Raw genomic sequence first — 16,586 nt, forward strand, 5'->3', positions numbered from 1 at the left:
ATTCTTTTCAGAAAAGGTCTTGGGGGCGAATTGGGGACGAAATTGAATACAATGATGGGTAATCAATTTAAATCATGAAAACAAGCAGCGTGGGGGTTCCCGGCGCTGCTTGTTTTATTTTCGTGACCCGATCCTATCCAGGACAAACAATTTGCAATTCAAGTAAAGAAAGGACAGGGGCGCACTGTCCTTTCTTTATAGATGAGGATAAACGCGTGATGAGTTTACAGTTCGGATCAAGGTTTACAGATCGACTTTCCAGTTGCCCATCATCTTGGCGACTTCCGGATCGCGGTACGATAAGAAAAGACTTTTCCGCGTATCGAGGGTGGAAATTTGTTCGATATCGTCCGCGTTCAACGCAAAGTCGAAAATGTTGAAGTTTTCGACGATCCGCTCTTTTCTCACTGATTTTGGAATGACAACGACTTCACGTTGAACAAGCCAGCGCAGCACGACCTGAGCGACGGACTTGTTGTATTTTTCCGCGATCGAGGTCAGCACTTCGTTGCCAAACATGTTGTTGCGTCCTTCAGCGAGCGGCCCCCACGATTGGTGCTGCACTCCCTGCTCTTTCATAAAAGCGGTGTTCTCGATTTGCTGGTAGAACGGGTGCGTTTCGACCTGGTTGACGGCGGGCACGATTTTGTTATGCACGATGAGGTCCATAAGTCGATCGGGCAGGAAGTTGCTGACACCGATCGCTTTGATTTTGCCTTCGCGGTACAGGTCTTCCATCGCACGCCAAGCGCCGTAGTAATCGCCAAACGGCTGGTGAATAAGGTACAGATCGAGATAATCGAGCTGCAGCTTCCTCAAGGATTTGGCAAACGCCAGCTTGGCACTCTCGTAGCCGGCATCCTGAACCCAGAGCTTGGTCGTGATGAACAGCTCTTCACGCGGTACGCCGCTGCGCTTGATCGCGCGTCCGACCGCTTCCTCATTCAGATAACCCGCGGCGGTGTCGATTAGGCGGTAACCGGCCATCAGCGCTTCATATACCGCATTCTCGCATTCTTCAGCATCGGGAATTTGGTAGACACCGAAGCCGATGATCGGCATTTTCACTCCGTTGTTCAATGTTACAGTTTGCATTGTAATTCCTCCCATGGTTCAAATGTAAAACGGCAAACGGCCGCGAATCCCGTGAATCGGGCACCTCAGCGGGGCTTCCGCTTTCGGTCGATTTGCATTACAATAAGCCTACTACCTTCGTGTTACACGAAGTCAAGCCGTCTTCAAAAATTTATTTTCCAAGGAGGATTACACATGCATACGGTCAAAGAAGCCGCCCTGATTACGGGACTTACCGAGCACGCCGTGCGCTTTTATACGGATAAAGGCCTGGTGCCAAGCGTACAGCGCAATCAAAACAACATTCGGATGTTCGACGAAGAATCGATCAACTGGCTGCATGGCGTCAAATGCCTCAAGCAATCCGGGATGCCGATTGAAGTCATTAAAACGTACGTCGACCTCTGCCTCGAAGGGGATTCGACCATTCCGCAACGCTACACACTCATAATGGAGCATAAAGAAGCGGCGCTCGTTAAGCTCGAAGAAGCCAAACAGCACATTGCCCATTTGGAACAAAAAACCGTCCTATATCAGGCCATTCTGGAGCATCGCGCTCCAGACACGACCAATCCCGGCAACTGGGACAAAATTCAGCATATGCATGGTGACGTATTTTACTCGCCTTCGGTTCGGAAGGCGTGAGAGATATTCTGCGCACATCAACCGCTCTGAAAATCTTCGGTTTTAAACTCCTGATTGGCTTGGCAATGAACAAGATCCGCGTCACGCTAGATTGAACTATCGGGGTACGACAGTATTATGGTTGATGATACGCATCCCCGTGCTGTCTGTAACGGCAAGTTTTAGGACCTCATTTTCGGAGGGCCCCTTTTTCCTCAATTTGTTCAATTCACATCTGCCAACACTACCTAAATCATTTATTAAGTTACAAATATGTGTGTAATTACATTGCCGGGTTCTTTGCAAATACAATGGGAATATTAGATTTCTAAATTAATTTGTGTGTTACATGAATCTTTTTTAGCTATCTAAACCTAAATGTGATTTTAAAATTGAAACGCCTATTCACCTTCCGTGAATACTTGGTAATATGGATGTTGACACTTATTTTATGGTAAAGTAAGACAAATCTCAGAACAAATGTTATATTCACAAATATATTGCAAAATTTAATTTAACAAATCCAAAGAAGAGACAGGAGTTTTTAAAATGACAAATAAAGTCGTACTCGAAACAGCTGCTAAACAATTTGCGGAGGCGACAGCCAACCCTCCCTATTTGTTTGATCATGGCCCGGTGAAAGGCCGCGAAGTCGTCGATCAAGTCCAATCCGGCTCTGTGAATAAATTGCCGGTTGAAATAGAAGAATTGACCATTAACGGCGGCCCTAAGGGTAGTGTGTCTCTTACCATTGTCCGCCCGCAAAATGCACCGAGCGTGCTTCCGGTTATTCTGTACACACACGGAGCCGGCTGGGTATTCGGTAACGCACATACGCATGATCGACTGATCCGCGAATTGGCCGTTGGCTCCCAATCTGCAGTTGTGTTCACAAATTACAGTTTATCTCCCGAGAATCGCTATCCGGTAGCGATCGAAGAAGTGTACGCGGCACTCGACTGGGTGGCAGAGAACGGGAGCAAATACGGATTTGATACCAACCGTATTGTAGTAGCCGGTGATAGCGTCGGAGGCAACATGAGCGCAGCCATTACGCTGATGGCCAAAGATCGAAAAGGGCCGAAGATTCACAAACAATTGTTGTTCTACCCGGTAACGGACGCTTCATTCGGCAACGATTCCTACATACAATTCGCCGAAGGTTACTTTTTGCGTCGCGACGCGATGCAATGGTTCTGGGATCAATACACAACGGATCCGGAGCAAAGAAAAGAAATTTACGCATCTCCTCTGCAAGCGACAACTGAGCAATTGGCTGGGCTTCCTGAAGCTCTGGTAATTACAGGCGAAGCCGATGTATTGCGGGACGAGGGTGAAGCGTATGCCAATAAACTGCGGGAAGCCGGAGTTAGAGTAACGGCTGTTCGCTTCCAAGGCATCATCCATGACTTCGTGATGTTAAACGATTTGGCCGATACCGCGGCTGCTCGGGGAGCACTTCTACTAGCTAACGCTTGGATTCAGGTATAATCAACCCGGTTCAAGCACCTTTAGTAGATCCGAAGGTATCATCATTTTCGGATTTCAACTTATCTATATATTCTTTTCCTACTAAGAGTGAAAGACTTAAACTTTCTCTTGCTCCAAAGTGGAAGACGGCACCTTTGGAGACATGCACGGAACTCCAGGTACCGTCTTCTTTTTTTTCAGATTCGACCGTAAAATTCGAAAGGAAGGAGCGGAGGATGTAAGTACTGATACTGTAATGAGGGTGACTGGGAAGGCGCCTGTCTCCTTCCAACAATTTGCACAGAGACACGCAGAAATCTGGATGCGGTAATTGGAATGGAATCAACAAAAATGAATATCAACAATACGTTGATAAATACGTTTCAAAATTAAAGGTCTAAAAAAATCCCATCAATAATGAATGATGGGATTTTTTTATTTATAAGAGATTTGAGATACCAAAGACGGCAAAGTATATAAGTTCTTGTCATAACTTAACGACAAGAACTTATATACGGAAAATTGACACTGTACCGGCTATACCACCACTGCGGTTCCGCTGACGGCCACCATCAGCATTCCCTCACGAATAACTTCATAGTCGATGTCCACTGCTATAATGGCGTTTGCCCCCAGGCGCACGGCTCGATCTTCCATCTCGACAAACGCTGCATCCCTTGCTTCCTGCAGCTTGTTTTCGTAAGCCCCTGAGCGCCCGCCGACAATATCGGTAATGGAGGCCAGAAAGTCCCTCACTACATTAGCACCCATAATGACTTCGCCGGTCACAATACCGATATACCTTTGAACAGGGTAACCTTCAATGGTGGATGTCGTTGTAATAATCATGCGATCTTCCTTCTTTCAAATAGATTTTTATAGCGAATACATGTAAAAATAACTTCCGAAAAAATGGCCCTTGCCAATCGTGAAACCAGGTTGGTACACCGCCCCCAGGATGTTGATCGCCTTGGTGGAGAAGGTTGCCTGATGACAATGACTGCATGACTAGAAGAATACGACCCATTTTTCCAGCGTGTGTGTCTTCCTTTTATTACGCCGACAGAGGAGATTGGTTGCACGAGTGGACGTAATAAGCGGGTACGGATGGTTGTCAGGCGCCAGCCGAACAGCTGACGGAGACGCTCACAGGCGTTCACGATCCATATTGTTTTGACCGACTCAACCGATTCCACCTATAAATATATCGGAAACTTTGACCGGGCAGAATTTACCCGGCAATAAAAAGCAAAGCGTCCCACAAGCCTTTACTTCAAGGCTTGCGGTGCGCTTTTTTGAAGCAAACATATGAAGCGAATGAATGAATCACTGATATATAATTTATGATTCAGGACCGCTGCATTGAGATTTAACATAGAATTTACAAGGCTTTTACAAATATATCATTGAATATGTCAGTGACATTCATTAAGTTTAAATCAGATCCCTTGCGGATTACGAGTCGACTCAACGATTAGAGGGATAATTTGATGAAAGATGTACGTTTGATTAAACAGAATCAATTATATCACCGGGTGGCGGATCAGGTAATCGAGATTATTCAAAGTCGTAGGCTGCGGCCGCATGATCCTGTTCCATCCGAAGGAGAGCTTGCCAAGCTGTTCGGCGTGAGTCGAATGACAAGCAAGCTGGCGCTTCAAAAGCTGGCAGAGCAGGGACTGGTATACCGCCTGCCCCGAAGAGGGACCTTCCTTGCCCAGCCGATAGAAGGTTTGATGGCCGATGGAGGAACTTCTCCCCAAGTCACCGAGGCGGCGCCGAACGTGGACAGGCTGGTTGGACAGATCGCACTCATTATGCCCCATCTATCCGATTACACTTCCAGAATCATCGCCGCAGCCGAGGCTGAAGTGCGAAAGCACGGGTGCGACCTCATTTTAAAAATGACGAAGGACTGCGACGATGAGGATCTTTGTCTGGAAAGGCTGGCCGAAGGAGGGATCACCGGTATCATTCTGTTTCCTCAGGGGCGGAAGACCTGCAGCGATCAGGTGCTGCGACTAAAGCTGCGCAAACTGCCGCTGGTGATCATCGATCGTATTTTCCATGAAGTGGAGATTGATTGCGTGTATCACGACCACTATACGGGCTCTTATCAAATGACGAAGTATTTGATCGAGAAGGGGCACCGGGAAGTCGGATACACTTCGAATCCGATCGACAATATCACAAGCCGGAAGGAACGGTATCAAGGCTATATCCAAGCGCTGCTCGACCATAAAATTCCGGTGAAGATCCAGAACATTCATTTTCGAAGCGTCGCTTGCGATACCAGCCGCATTAATGAGTGCGATCCGGAACAGGAGCAGTTTATTCTCGACAACCCCCGGATGACGGCCATCATGTGCGGGGATGACCATGTCGCCATCTCGACCATTCACACCGCACTGCAAATGGGGATTCCGGTTCCTGAAAAGCTGTCCATCGTCGGGTTCTCCGATATTCAGTTAGCGGCATATATTCCGACACCGCTTACGACGGTTCGACAAGATACCGAGAAGCTTGCCCGATCGGCCGTTGATTTGCTGATGAAGCGCGTTGGCAACTCCAACGAAAATCCCATCACCATTAAAATTCAAACATCGATTGTAGAACGACAATCCGTTCAGTCCAGGACGTAAAAATGGATCACTACAGTTTGCATGGCAAGGAGACATGACTTTGAAAATTCACTTTCTAGGAACTGCAGCCGCAGAGGGCTTTCCCAATGCCTTTTGCCGCTGCGAGCATTGCAACAAAGCGCGGGAGCTTGGGGGAAAAAATATCCGCACGCGAACTTCCGCCATCCTGGACGATGTCATCAAGTTTGACTATTCCCCGGATTCCTATATGCAGGCGCTGCGGGACAATATCGATCTGGGAGCAATCGAGCACCTGTTGGTGACGCATTCGCATATGGACCATTACAATGCTGCTGATCTGGAATCCCGCAGGGAAGGAATTGCGCACGGCCTTCAGCATCCGATGCACATTTACGGGAATGGTACGGTGATGCATCACACGCGTGCCGCCATCGGCCGATTTGAAGGACAAAGGTATCAATTCCATCTGTTGCGCCCGTTTGAGACCTTCGCTATGGGCGATGCAACGGTAACGCCATTGTTGGCGGATCATGACCGCATGGAAACCTGTCTGTTATACGTGATCGAAAGGGAAGGAAAAAAACTGCTGTACGGGCACGATTCGGGCTGGTTCCCGGATGCGACATGGGCATGGTTAAAGGGCAAAAATCTGGATTGCGCCATCCTCGACTGCACGCATGGATATACGGGGAACTCCCGCGACCGCAATCATATGTGCGTCGAGACGGTGCTGGAAGTCCAGCGCGAGTTCCAAAAAGAAAATATCCTGAAGCCTGAAGGCCAAATCGTCGTCACACATTTTAGCCATAATTCCAAGCTGCTTCATGAGGATTTTGTCCGCATCTTCAGCCCCTTCGGAATTTTGCCGGCATATGACGGATTGATCATCAACATTTAAACCAAATAAAATGACACGATCAAAGGAGAGTTAAGGGAATCATGAGAAAACTTTCAATGGCGCTACTTCTCATTATGTGTGTGATTGTATCGGCTTGCGGAGGCGGCAACAATGCCGGCAATGCAAACTCGGGCACTTCGGAGTCCGGGGCTCCGGCCGGGTCGGAATCGTCATCTACGGAACCGGTCCAGAATGAAAAGTTGATCGTGTATACGAATGCGAACTCTGACGGCCGCGGCGAATGGCTGATTGAGAAAGCGAAAGTTGCGGGCTTTGACATCGAAATTGTCGGAGCGGGCGGCGCCGACTTAACGAACCGGTTGATTGCCGAGAAGAACAACCCGATCGCGGACGTCGTATACGGCTTGAACAATATGCTTTATGAGAATTTGAAAAAGGAAGACGTTCTGGCTAAGTTTGTTCCAAGCTGGGCCGGAGATGTGGAGCAGGGCTTGAACGATCCGGAAGGCTACTATCATGGCCTTGTGAAGCAAGCGATTCTGCTTGGGTATAACCCGAACGAATTCACGGCCGATACCGCGCCAAAGGACTGGACCGATCTTTATAAGAACGATGCGTACAAAGGGAAGTACGAAGCTCCTACGCTGCTTGGGCAAAATACGCCTCGTCTTATTGTAGCGGGCATTCTGACCCGTTTCCAAGATCCGAATGGTGATCTCGGTATATCCGAGGAAGGCTGGAATGAAATTCAGCAGTTGTATGACAACGGCGTCAGCGCAGTCGAGGGCGAAGACTTCTATGCCAATTTGGCCAGCGGCAAAACGCCGCTAGGGGCGCTCGTTTCCGGAACCCTGCAGCAGAAGGAAGAGCAATATAAAGTGAAAGCAGGCATTGTCAGTCCCGAAGTCGGCGTACCGATGGTCGTGGAACATGCAGCGCTCGTGAACGGAACGAAGAAACAGGCAACGGCGGAGCGGTTCGTAGAATGGCTCGGATCCAGCGAAATTCAAGGAGAATTTGCGGCTGAGTTCAATGCCATGCCGGCAAATACGAAAGCGGTCGAGCAAGCCAATGATTCCGTCAAGGAGCTGTTTACTTCGTTAAAACCACAAGATTTCGATTGGGCCTTTATTGCCGAAAACATGGATCTGTGGGCGGAGAAAATCGAGTTGGAGATTATGCACTAAATAACGGAATGGAGTCAAGCCGGCTGCATATTGGGAACGCCAATATGCAGCCGTTCATTCAAGTCCAACAAAAAGGAAGATAATAATATGATTACATTCCAGAACGTTGACATTAAATTCGGAGAATTTCATGCGGTCAAAAACCTTAATTTGCATATTCGGGAAGGGGAATTCTTCACGTTCCTCGGTCCCTCGGGTTGCGGGAAGACGACGACCCTCCGCAGTCTGGTCGGGTTTATTATGCCTACGAGCGGACAGATCCTGCTGAAAGACACCGACATTACCCGTTTGCCGATCGAAAAAAGAGAGATCGGGATGGTATTTCAAAGCTATGCGCTGTTTCCGACGATGAATGTGTACGAGAATATCGCTTTTGGCTTGCGTGTCAAGAAGTTTTCCAAGGCGGAAGTGGACCAGAAGGTAAAGGACATTGCCCGGAAGGTTGATCTGAAAGATGATCAGCTGTTCAAGAAAGTATCGGAACTATCCGGCGGCCAGCAGCAGCGCGTTGCGATTGCCAGGGCGCTGGTTTTGAAGCCGAGCATCTTGGTACTGGACGAGCCTTTATCCAACTTGGACGCCAAGCTGCGGGTACAGCTGCGTAATGAGCTGAAACAATTGCAGAAGAAATTCGGGATCACAACGATTTATGTCACGCACGACCAGGAAGAAGCGTTAACGCTGTCCGACCGGATTGGCGTATTCAATCATGGGGTCCTGGAGCAAGTGGGCACGCCCATGGAAGTTTACAATCAATCTCAAACCGAGTTTGTATGCAATTTCATAGGAGATATTAATCGGATCGATCCACGGATGGTAGAGAACAGCCGGTTAAAGGATATTGTTCAGCCAGGGAATATCGCCTATATCCGCAATGAGAAGGTAAGCCTGCAACACCTGCAGGGGATCGATACGGTCCAACTGAAAGGCAAGATTGCAGACCGGGAATTTTACGGTTTATACAGCAAGTACGTATTGGAGATTGCCGGCGGCGGACGGTTAAAAATCATCGAAATAGAAAGCCCGCTCGTTCATCATGAGGTCGGCGACGATGTGGACATCTACCTCCCGGTCCGCGATATTTTGCAATATCCGATGAAGGAGGGGGAAGCATGAAGGCCCGGAACCTGAGCACCCGGCTGGCTTCCATAAACCCTTTCTCGATCCTTTTATACGGGTTGATTGTCTGGTTTGTCATTGCCTTCCTGATTTATCCGAACTTGAATATTTACGGCGAAATATTCTTTAAGGACGGCAAATTTACGCTGGAAGCGGCAGAGAAGCTGCTGTCGTCCGAACGCGCGATGAGAAGTTTATACAACAGCTTTATTCTCGCTTTTTCGCTTGTCATTACGGTAAATGTGGTGGGCATTACGCTGGTTTTGATTTCGGAATATTTCGATATCAAAGGCGCGAAGATTTTGCGGTTGGGTTACTTTACGACCCTGATTTACAGCGGAGTCGTGCTGGTGTCCGGCTATAAATTCGTCTATGGCGAAGAGGGGTTTATGACCAAGCTCTTAGTTCAATTGTTCCCTTCCTTTGATACGACGTGGTTTCATGGCTATTGGGCGGTTCTATTCGTCATGACGTTCGCCTGCACGTCCAATCACTTTCTGTTCCTGAGCAATGCGATTCGCAAAATCGACTTCCAAACGGTGGAAGCCGCGAGAAATATGGGGGCGTCTACGGGGTATATCCTATGGCGGGTCGTACTTCCGGTCCTGAAGCCTACGATCTACGCGCTGACGATCCTGACTTTTCTCACCGGCCTGGCTGCGACGTCCGCGCCGCTTATCCTCGGGGGCAAGGAATTCCAGACGATTACGCCGATGATTCTGACATTCTCGAGAAGCATTACGTCAAGAGACTTGGCTGCGCTGCTGGCTCTTATTCTCGGAGTGGCCACACTGGTGTTGTTGACCGTGATGATCCGGTTCGAACGCAAGGGCAACTTCATGTCGGTCTCCAAAGTCAAATCGGAGCTGGTCAAACAAAAAATCCGCAGCAAATCCGGTAACATAGCTGCTCATATTCTGGCTTACGGCCTGTTTGTTCTTTACATCGTTCCGGTTGTGCTGATCATCATCTTTTCGTTCACCGATGCGGCCAGTATCTCGACCGCCACGTTGAATTTGAACAGCTTCACGTTGGATAATTACATTCAAGTGTTTTCATCCATGTCGGCATTCAAACCTTATCTCGTAAGTATTCTATATGCCGCGGGAGCCTCGGTCATTGTCGTCGCATTGGCGCTGGCCGCGTCAAGGATCTTACATAAATATAAGAACAAGTGGGCGCTTGCCCTGGAATACGCATTGCTGATTCCGTGGATTCTGCCGTCAACGCTGATTGCAATCGGACTGATCGTAACCTTTAACACGCCAAAGCTGATGATCGGGAATACGGTGCTGGTTGGCACGGTCTGGATGCTTCTGATTGCTTATGTCATCGTCCATATTCCTTTCACCCTGCGAATGGTCAAGGCCTCCTTCTTCAGCTTGGACAGCAATCTGGAAGACGCTGCAAGGAATTTGGGTGCCAAACCGTTCTATACGTTCAGAAAAGTATTGCTGCCGATCATTCTACCGTCGACGCTTGCTGTTCTTGCCTTGAATTTCAACGGAATTTTGGCCGATTATGACGTTACCGTGTTCCTCTATCATCCTTTGTACCAGCCGTTAGGAATCGTCATCAAGAACAGTACGGATGCGCAGGCGCTAGCAGATACCAAAGCGTTGACATTGGTGTATTCGGTGATACTGATGATCATGTCCTCCGTTACTTTATATTTCGTTTATGGAAGAAACAGCAGATCTTGAGGGCAAGAGAGGATCACTTCGTCTTTTTAGTGTACGTGCCCAGTGCTAGGCCTAGGCAAGCAATCGGCAGTGCTGTACCCGTCAGCGTCGAATAGTACAGAAATGATATGAAGATGATGGGCTTGAAGGATTATAGATAGAGGCTGGTCCATGATCTTTCGCAAAGACAATGAACCAGTTCCTTTAGCATGTTTTGCCGCATTATGAAAGGCAATGGACTCCAGCATATCCTGGAATCCATTGCCTTTTTTGGCGTTACCTTAACCTTGGACGGGCTTGATCGTCTCACGTATGACCAAGCTTGTAGGCAGCATGACTTTCTTATTGCCGTAAGACGAGCCTTCGGTAATTTCGAACAGCAGCTTGGCACTCTCATAGCCAAGGACATCGAAATATTGCTTCACGGTGCTCAAGGCGACCTTGGCGAATTTGGAGCTCTCGAAATCGTCAAAGCCCATGAGGGATACTTGTTCGGGGATACGAATGTCAAGTGCGGTGAGCTGTTCGATTACCTCAAGGGCCCGCTTGTCGTTCGCGCAGAACAGCGCGGTCAGTTCTCCGTTATGGATAAGGCTCGCCAGTGCAGCATAGTCCAGTTCCTTATCCAGGAACAAGAGCGAATCGGGAATCGGAATGGACGCATTCGACATGGCGTTGCAATAACCGTTATATCGGTCAACCTCCGGGCTCAGATGATAGTCGTAAGCCGCAAATCCGATTCGTCGATGTCCTTGCTGTATCAAGTATTCTACCGCTTCATAAGCACCGTCATGGTTGTTACAGGTGACAACGTTGACCGGATAGCCGGAAGGGGAACGATCAAGCATAACGAACGGAATCGATTTTTTGCGAATCTCTCCCAGATAGCCCTTCGCAGCTTCGGGATCGGAGGAATAGATGAGTAATCCTCTTAGCTCCGTTTGAATCAGCCCCAGAATGAGCTCACGTTCCTGTTCGAAGTCGTTCTCCACGAATTCGATGATCAGCTTGCAGCCATGCTGGCCTAGAAATGACTGAATGCCTCTCATGATCTGCATATACGAACTGTCGTACAGGTCGACGCCGGAGATGACGAAGGCCACCAGATTGGAGGTCTTCTCTGAGACGGCTGCTTGGCTGGCGACAAAGCTCCCCTTACCTCGGACGCGGTAGATCACGCCCTCGTTCACCAGCTCAGACAACGCTTTACGCACAGTGATGGAGCTGACATCCAGCAGCTTGGAAAATTCCGACTCGCTAGGTATCCGATCGTCCTTCGTAAATTCCTGATTCTCGATCTGGGATAAGACATAGTCTTTTACCATCTGGTACTTTGGCAGAGCCAAGTCCTTCTTGCTCAAGTAGGTTCACCTCGTATCAACATTTCCTCAATTATAGCGCATATTACTTTAAAAAGTATACGTACTTGGAGCGTAACCCGGAAAAAGATTTTGTCGAATAGGCCGGAATTTTCAGGAATTAACCAAGAAAGGAGCGAAATGATATAAAATCTTTGAATTTCATGAAGGTTTGTATTACTATGGGGTCAAATAAGGTATGTGTTTTGATTTACTTATGATAATAACTTTTAACCTTGACACCTGGCAGAAAAAAGAATAGCGCTATACCAAGCCGCAATCGGACATAAAAACGAGCCGCTGGGGAATCCAGCAGCTCGATCTTGGAATTGATCTTGGAATTTCTTCTATAAGGTTACAATGGCGCCTTCCTTCTCGAACGGGTAGTCGATGACGATGCGCGCCGCTTCGGTATCGCCGATGCCGCTGTACAGATTGACTTTGCCGTCGGGACGCATTTCGATGCCGGCGGTGAACGCGCAGTCGGTCAGATGCTGCTTCTTGGCGGGGCCATCCGGATAACAAGGACGGGTGCCGATGATGTTCAAATCCGAAAATTGATTCGTCTGCGGGTCCAAAACGAAGGCCATGTTCATATAAGTCGATGTATCTCCTTGCGCGTAGCAGATATGGCCGATGACGCCGATCTTCCCGCTATCGAGCAAGTAGGCCTGGTTGCAGCCGCCCCACTCATCCTTGCTGAATAATCCGCGGATATAAGGGGCGTTCTCGATGACTTCGGGAGACAGGTCGTCCAGGCTGTCAATGACGGTGAATCCTACCAAGGATTCGCTTCCGAATTCCTTGCGAATCCCTTCGCCGCGCGGCCTGGAGAAGACGCCGATCCTCCCTTCCTGGAGCTCTACGAGCCGAATATCCTTCATATAATCCGGACCGGTCGTGAAGTAGAAGAGATCGTGAAGATCGCTGCCTTTGTAGAAATAACCGTAGAACGTATCGAGCCGTCCCTGCTTGTAACGGACATGCGTGCCGCCCAATACGAGCTGTTTGTGGATCACGCTAATATAAGGGTCCTCAAGCTGGTAAATCATCGTATCCGGCACGGCCGTCCACTCGTCCGGACCGCTCTGCTCGAACAAGCGAACCCACGACCTCGCCCACTCATGTCGCTTCTCCACGCGTCCGTAAATGTAGCGCTTGCCGTTCCATTGAAATGGAATCGTAGGATTGTAGACATCGAAGCCTTCGACTCCGTGGAAGACAAGCTTGGCGCTTTCATAAATGCGTTGGTTTGCTTCGAATTGGTGACGCAGTTCCAGTAAGTTCATTCGTGTCAAATCTCCTTTCAGGCTTCAATAACCACTCTATCCTAATCGAAAGAGCTGCTCCCGATCTTGCTCTATTTTGGAACGCTTTATGGTGCTTTGACATCGGAGGAAGTTATCAGTATACAAACAAGGAGGGATATCGCCTATGTTGAAGCTTTATGCGGCGGACGGCATTGATTCTGAAATTCAGGCCCACTATCGGCTGATCGCTTCGGTGCGCGATACGATTGGCATGCATACGCACGACTTCTTTGAATTGTTTCTTATCCTGAAAGGAAGCGTTGTGCATGTCATTAATGGGAAAAGGCAGCTGCTGCAGGAAAATACACTCGTGTTCATACGGGACCGAGACGTTCATTATTATGAGCAGACGATGGACAGCGATTGTCAGTTCATCAATTTGTCGTTCCATCGCGAGGTCCTGGACGACCTCATGGCTTTCTTGGGAGGAGGGTTCCCGAGCGAAAGACTGCTTGGGCCGGCCATGCCGCCGTCGACCTTGCTGTCCATAACGGAGAAGGAATATGTGCGGTACCGGCTGGACCAGCTCAGTCTGATCCCGCAAGAGAAGAAGCTGGTCGTCAAAGCGGAGGTAAGAGCCATCTTGACCGACCTGTTCTCCAGGTATATGAAGGCTGACGCGGATCCGATTGAACTTACCGGACAGCCGGAGTGGTTTAAGTCACTATGCCGAGAGGCGAGGAAGAAAGAGCACTTCACGCGGGGAACGGCTGTGCTTGTCCAGCTGTCGGGCAAATCGCATGCCTATGTATGCAGGATGTTCAGGAAGCATCTGGGAATGTCCCCGACCCAGTACATTAATGAATTGAGAGTGTCTTATGCCGAGAATTTGCTGCTAAATACGGATATGGACATCGTGGACATCAGCCTTGAGATTGGACTTGACAACGTCAGCTACTTTTACGACTTGTTCAAGCGGAGGCATAACCTAACGCCTCATCGATATCGTCAGTTCGGGACAAACCGAAGATAGTATGCTAATTAAAGGTGAATATATAAACATTTTTATGTATTGACGATGAAAATAGTATGTGTTATTTTCTACTTAGCATAACAAGTTATAAGGCATCATGATAATCACATCAATAGGGGACGGTAGCCGGAAGCAAATGCGTTTTCGACGAACGTTAGGATACGGTCTGGGGGTGAAAATGAATGCGCTTACATATAAAACGAACCAAATGGCCGGGCTCATGCGGCCTCGAGCAATAGCACCAGCTGTATCCGATCACAACGTGTTAAGTGAATAGTGCGTGTTCAAAAAGCCAGACTTTCAGCACCGAGAAGGTTGGATGAAGCTAGGGGCTGAGGAGCGGAGCGTACGTTTTGGGTACGTGAGCACCGGAAGGCCCGGCTGAATTCAAGATTCGATGTCGAATAAACTTTCAGTGCTACTTCGTGATCAAAGCGGGACTTTTTGAACAACCTCTAACAGTCAGGAGGTGTTCCTTTGAAGACAACCACTAACAGGCTGGTGGCCAGGATCGTCAAGCACCGCTATCTCTACCTTATGGTGCTTCCCGGCTTTCTGACGCTGTTAATCTTTCACTATTTTCCGATGTACGGAATATTAATCGCTTTCAAAGATTTTAATGCTTCCAAGGGGATTTGGGGGAGCGAGTGGGTGGGGATAAAATACTTCACTTCCTTTTTTAACGATCCAATGGCGTTCAGGGTTTTAAAGAATACTTTGCTTCTCGGTTTGTATACTTTATTTTGGTCATTTCCCGCACCGATCATACTGGCTCTGTTGTTTAATGAACTGAAAAACAAGGGCTTTAAGAAGCTTGTGCAGACGGTTTCTTATTTCCCGCATTTTATTTCGGTCGTCATTGTTGCGGGGATGCTTAAGGAATTTACGGCGAGAGACGGTTTGTTCAACCATATTCTCGGCTTCTTCGGCGGAGACCCGATCATGTTTCTTCTCGAGCCTGACTATTTCCGGACCATCTTCATCTCTTCCGGCATATGGCAGGGCGTCGGGTTCGGCACGATCATCTACCTTGCTGCATTAAGCGGAATTGATCCTACCCTGTATGACGTGGCCGAGGTAGACGGCGCAGGCCGGTGGAAGAAGGTTTTGCACATCACATGGCCGTCGCTTAAGCCGACCACCATTATTTTGCTGATTTTCGCCGTCGGAGGAGTCCTCGGGAGCGATTTCCAGAAGATCATCCTGCTCTATTCGCCTGAGACTTACGAAGTAGCAGATGTCATCGGATCCTATGTTTATCGTCAAGGTATACTAGGCGCTCAATACGAGTACACGACGGCCATCGGATTATTCATGTCGGTTATTTCCTTTACGATCCTTTACTTGACCAATTGGTTAAGCCGGAAAGTATCAGAGACGAGTTTGTTCTAGGTGGTGGGATGTTGAAAAAGGCTAGTTTGGGCTCCAGAGCTTTCGATGTATTCAATATTGTTATCATGCTATTCATCCTGATTGTTGTGCTGTATCCGATTCTGAACATTATCGCGACATCGCTTAGCGGCACGCGTTACATCTCCTCGGGGAGCGTAACGATTTGGCCCAAGGGATTTAATCTGGAGGCGTACACGACGGTATTTCAGGATCCGTACATCTTTAAAGGATATCTGAACTCGATCCTTTATGCGGCCGGCTCTACGGGCATCATGCTGCTGTTTACGGCACTGATGGCGTATCCGCTCACGATCCCGGGATTTGCGGGCAAGAAATTTCTGACCATTTTTCTCATGATTACGATGTTTTTCGGCGGCGGCTTAATACCGACCTATCTGCTTATGCGCGGTTTGAATCTGTTGGATACGGTCTGGGTCATGATTCTCCCCGGTGCGATCAGTGCTTACAATGTGTTTCTGTTTCGGACCTTCTTTCTGAATATTCCTTCTGAACTGAAGGACTCCGCCTATATCGATGGGGCGAGTGACTTGGTGGTTCTCTTCAGGATCATACTGCCGTTGTCGAAAGCGCTGTTTGCAACCTTTGCTCTATTCGGGCTGGTCGGAAGCTGGAACAGTTGGTTCGAGGCTTTGATTTATTTGCGAGATCAGGATAAGTATCCCTTGCAGATGGTGCTCCGAAACTACCTGTTTACCTTGGATACGACAGCGATTCAAGGACGGGTAGGAGGCGGCGCGGTCGCCATCAATGCCCCGGGGGAAACGCTTGATCCCAAGGCGGTACGAATGAGCGTCATCATTATTACCATGTTTCCGATCATGTGTATTTATCCGATCTTCCAGAAGCATTTCACCAAAGGGATATTCGTCGGCTCCATCAAAGGCTAAAAATGCGGATGCGGCGGTGTAAGCAAG

14 protein-coding genes are annotated in these 16,586 nt (G+C 48.5%); 10 read left to right on the plus strand and 4 right to left on the minus strand.

From position 1 onward, the window contains the following. Positions 1-243: 243 nt before the first annotated feature. Positions 244-1,095 (minus strand): aldo/keto reductase, encoded by an 852-nt coding sequence (locus tag ACETK5_RS03055; protein ID WP_326119301.1) that lies wholly within the window; start codon positions 1,093-1,095, stop codon positions 244-246. Between the two features lie 174 nt (positions 1,096-1,269). Between ACETK5_RS03055 and ACETK5_RS03060 the strand changes: the two genes are divergently transcribed. Both ACETK5_RS03060 and ACETK5_RS03065 read left to right on the plus strand, forming a co-directional pair. Next, positions 1,270-1,719, plus strand: coding sequence for a MerR family transcriptional regulator (locus tag ACETK5_RS03060; RefSeq protein WP_100538779.1), 450 nt, complete (start codon positions 1,270-1,272; stop codon positions 1,717-1,719). 528 nt (positions 1,720-2,247) lie between these two features. Continuing rightward, complete coding sequence (locus ACETK5_RS03065) at positions 2,248-3,189, plus strand: alpha/beta hydrolase (RefSeq protein ID WP_100538778.1); 942 nt, start codon at positions 2,248-2,250, stop codon at positions 3,187-3,189. Between the two features lie 516 nt (positions 3,190-3,705). Here the strand turns inward: ACETK5_RS03065 and ACETK5_RS03070 are convergent. Then, on the minus strand, positions 3,706-4,017 hold the full coding sequence (locus ACETK5_RS03070; protein ID WP_076323519.1) for a YbjQ family protein: 312 nt from the start codon (positions 4,015-4,017) through the stop codon (positions 3,706-3,708). Positions 4,018-4,658: 641 nt separating this feature from the next. Between ACETK5_RS03070 and ACETK5_RS03075 the strand changes: the two genes are divergently transcribed. The 5 genes from ACETK5_RS03075 to ACETK5_RS03095 all read left to right on the plus strand — a co-directional run bounded on the left by ACETK5_RS03075 (position 4,659) and on the right by ACETK5_RS03095 (position 10,639). Continuing rightward, positions 4,659-5,810 (plus strand): GntR family transcriptional regulator, encoded by a 1,152-nt coding sequence (locus ACETK5_RS03075; RefSeq protein ID WP_100538777.1) that lies wholly within the window; start codon positions 4,659-4,661, stop codon positions 5,808-5,810. A 40-nt stretch (positions 5,811-5,850) separates the two neighbouring features. After that, a complete protein-coding gene (locus ACETK5_RS03080; protein ID WP_100538776.1) occupies positions 5,851-6,669 on the plus strand; it encodes an MBL fold metallo-hydrolase in 819 nt (272 codons plus the stop codon). Positions 6,670-6,710: 41 nt separating this feature from the next. Continuing rightward, positions 6,711-7,817 (plus strand): extracellular solute-binding protein, encoded by a 1,107-nt coding sequence (locus ACETK5_RS03085; protein ID WP_326114498.1) that lies wholly within the window; start codon positions 6,711-6,713, stop codon positions 7,815-7,817. Positions 7,818-7,904: 87 nt separating this feature from the next. Beyond that, positions 7,905-8,933 carry an ABC transporter ATP-binding protein gene (locus ACETK5_RS03090; RefSeq protein ID WP_394054283.1) on the plus strand — a complete coding sequence of 343 codons (1,029 nt, stop codon included), beginning with the start codon at positions 7,905-7,907 and terminating at the stop codon, positions 8,931-8,933. Further along, positions 8,930-10,639, plus strand: a complete 1,710-nt coding sequence (locus ACETK5_RS03095; RefSeq protein WP_394054284.1) for an ABC transporter permease — start codon at positions 8,930-8,932, stop codon at positions 10,637-10,639. The genes ACETK5_RS03090 and ACETK5_RS03095 overlap by 4 nt, the downstream gene beginning before the upstream one ends. Before the next feature lie 260 nt (positions 10,640-10,899). On the opposite strand, the gene ACETK5_RS03100 is transcribed toward ACETK5_RS03095, so the two are convergent. Both ACETK5_RS03100 and ACETK5_RS03105 read right to left on the minus strand, forming a co-directional pair. Next, on the minus strand, positions 10,900-11,979 hold the full coding sequence (locus ACETK5_RS03100; protein ID WP_394054285.1) for a substrate-binding domain-containing protein: 1,080 nt from the start codon (positions 11,977-11,979) through the stop codon (positions 10,900-10,902). A gap of 344 nt (positions 11,980-12,323) precedes the next feature. Next, entirely contained in the window at positions 12,324-13,265 is a 942-nt protein-coding gene (locus ACETK5_RS03105) for an MTP-1 family protein (RefSeq protein WP_394054286.1), read from the minus strand. 145 nt (positions 13,266-13,410) lie between these two features. On the opposite strand from ACETK5_RS03105, the gene ACETK5_RS03110 reads away from it, so the two are divergent. From ACETK5_RS03110 to ACETK5_RS03120, 3 genes are all read left to right on the plus strand, one after another. Beyond that, on the plus strand, positions 13,411-14,259 hold the full coding sequence (locus ACETK5_RS03110; RefSeq protein ID WP_394054287.1) for an AraC family transcriptional regulator: 849 nt from the start codon (positions 13,411-13,413) through the stop codon (positions 14,257-14,259). A 477-nt stretch (positions 14,260-14,736) separates the two neighbouring features. Continuing rightward, positions 14,737-15,651, plus strand: a complete 915-nt coding sequence (locus ACETK5_RS03115) for an ABC transporter permease (RefSeq protein ID WP_326114508.1) — start codon at positions 14,737-14,739, stop codon at positions 15,649-15,651. Positions 15,652-15,662: 11 nt separating this feature from the next. After that, on the plus strand, positions 15,663-16,559 hold the full coding sequence (locus tag ACETK5_RS03120) for a carbohydrate ABC transporter permease (protein WP_100539501.1): 897 nt from the start codon (positions 15,663-15,665) through the stop codon (positions 16,557-16,559). The last annotated feature ends 27 nt before the right edge of the window (positions 16,560-16,586 follow it).

It is taken from the genome of Paenibacillus ilasis, from assembly GCF_043195395.1.
Classification (GTDB): Bacteria; Bacillota; Bacilli; order Paenibacillales; family Paenibacillaceae; genus Paenibacillus_AQ; species Paenibacillus_AQ lautus.

Coding starts and splice junctions, on each gene's coding strand:
- ACETK5_RS03065 (WP_100538778.1), top strand. CDS start 2,248: ATGACAAATAAAGTCGTACTCGAAACAGCTGCTAAACAATTTGCGGAG.
- ACETK5_RS03110 (WP_394054287.1), top strand. CDS start 13,411: ATGTTGAAGCTTTATGCGGCGGACGGCATTGATTCTGAAATTCAGGCC.
- ACETK5_RS03085 (WP_326114498.1), top strand. CDS start 6,711: ATGAGAAAACTTTCAATGGCGCTACTTCTCATTATGTGTGTGATTGTA.
- ACETK5_RS03070 (WP_076323519.1), bottom strand. CDS start 4,017: ATGATTATTACAACGACATCCACCATTGAAGGTTACCCTGTTCAAAGG.
- ACETK5_RS03075 (WP_100538777.1), top strand. CDS start 4,659: ATGAAAGATGTACGTTTGATTAAACAGAATCAATTATATCACCGGGTG.
- ACETK5_RS03090 (WP_394054283.1), top strand. CDS start 7,905: ATGATTACATTCCAGAACGTTGACATTAAATTCGGAGAATTTCATGCG.
- ACETK5_RS03055 (WP_326119301.1), bottom strand. CDS start 1,095: ATGCAAACTGTAACATTGAACAACGGAGTGAAAATGCCGATCATCGGC.
- ACETK5_RS03105 (WP_394054286.1), bottom strand. CDS start 13,265: ATGAACTTACTGGAACTGCGTCACCAATTCGAAGCAAACCAACGCATT.
- ACETK5_RS03095 (WP_394054284.1), top strand. CDS start 8,930: ATGAAGGCCCGGAACCTGAGCACCCGGCTGGCTTCCATAAACCCTTTC.
- ACETK5_RS03060 (WP_100538779.1), top strand. CDS start 1,270: ATGCATACGGTCAAAGAAGCCGCCCTGATTACGGGACTTACCGAGCAC.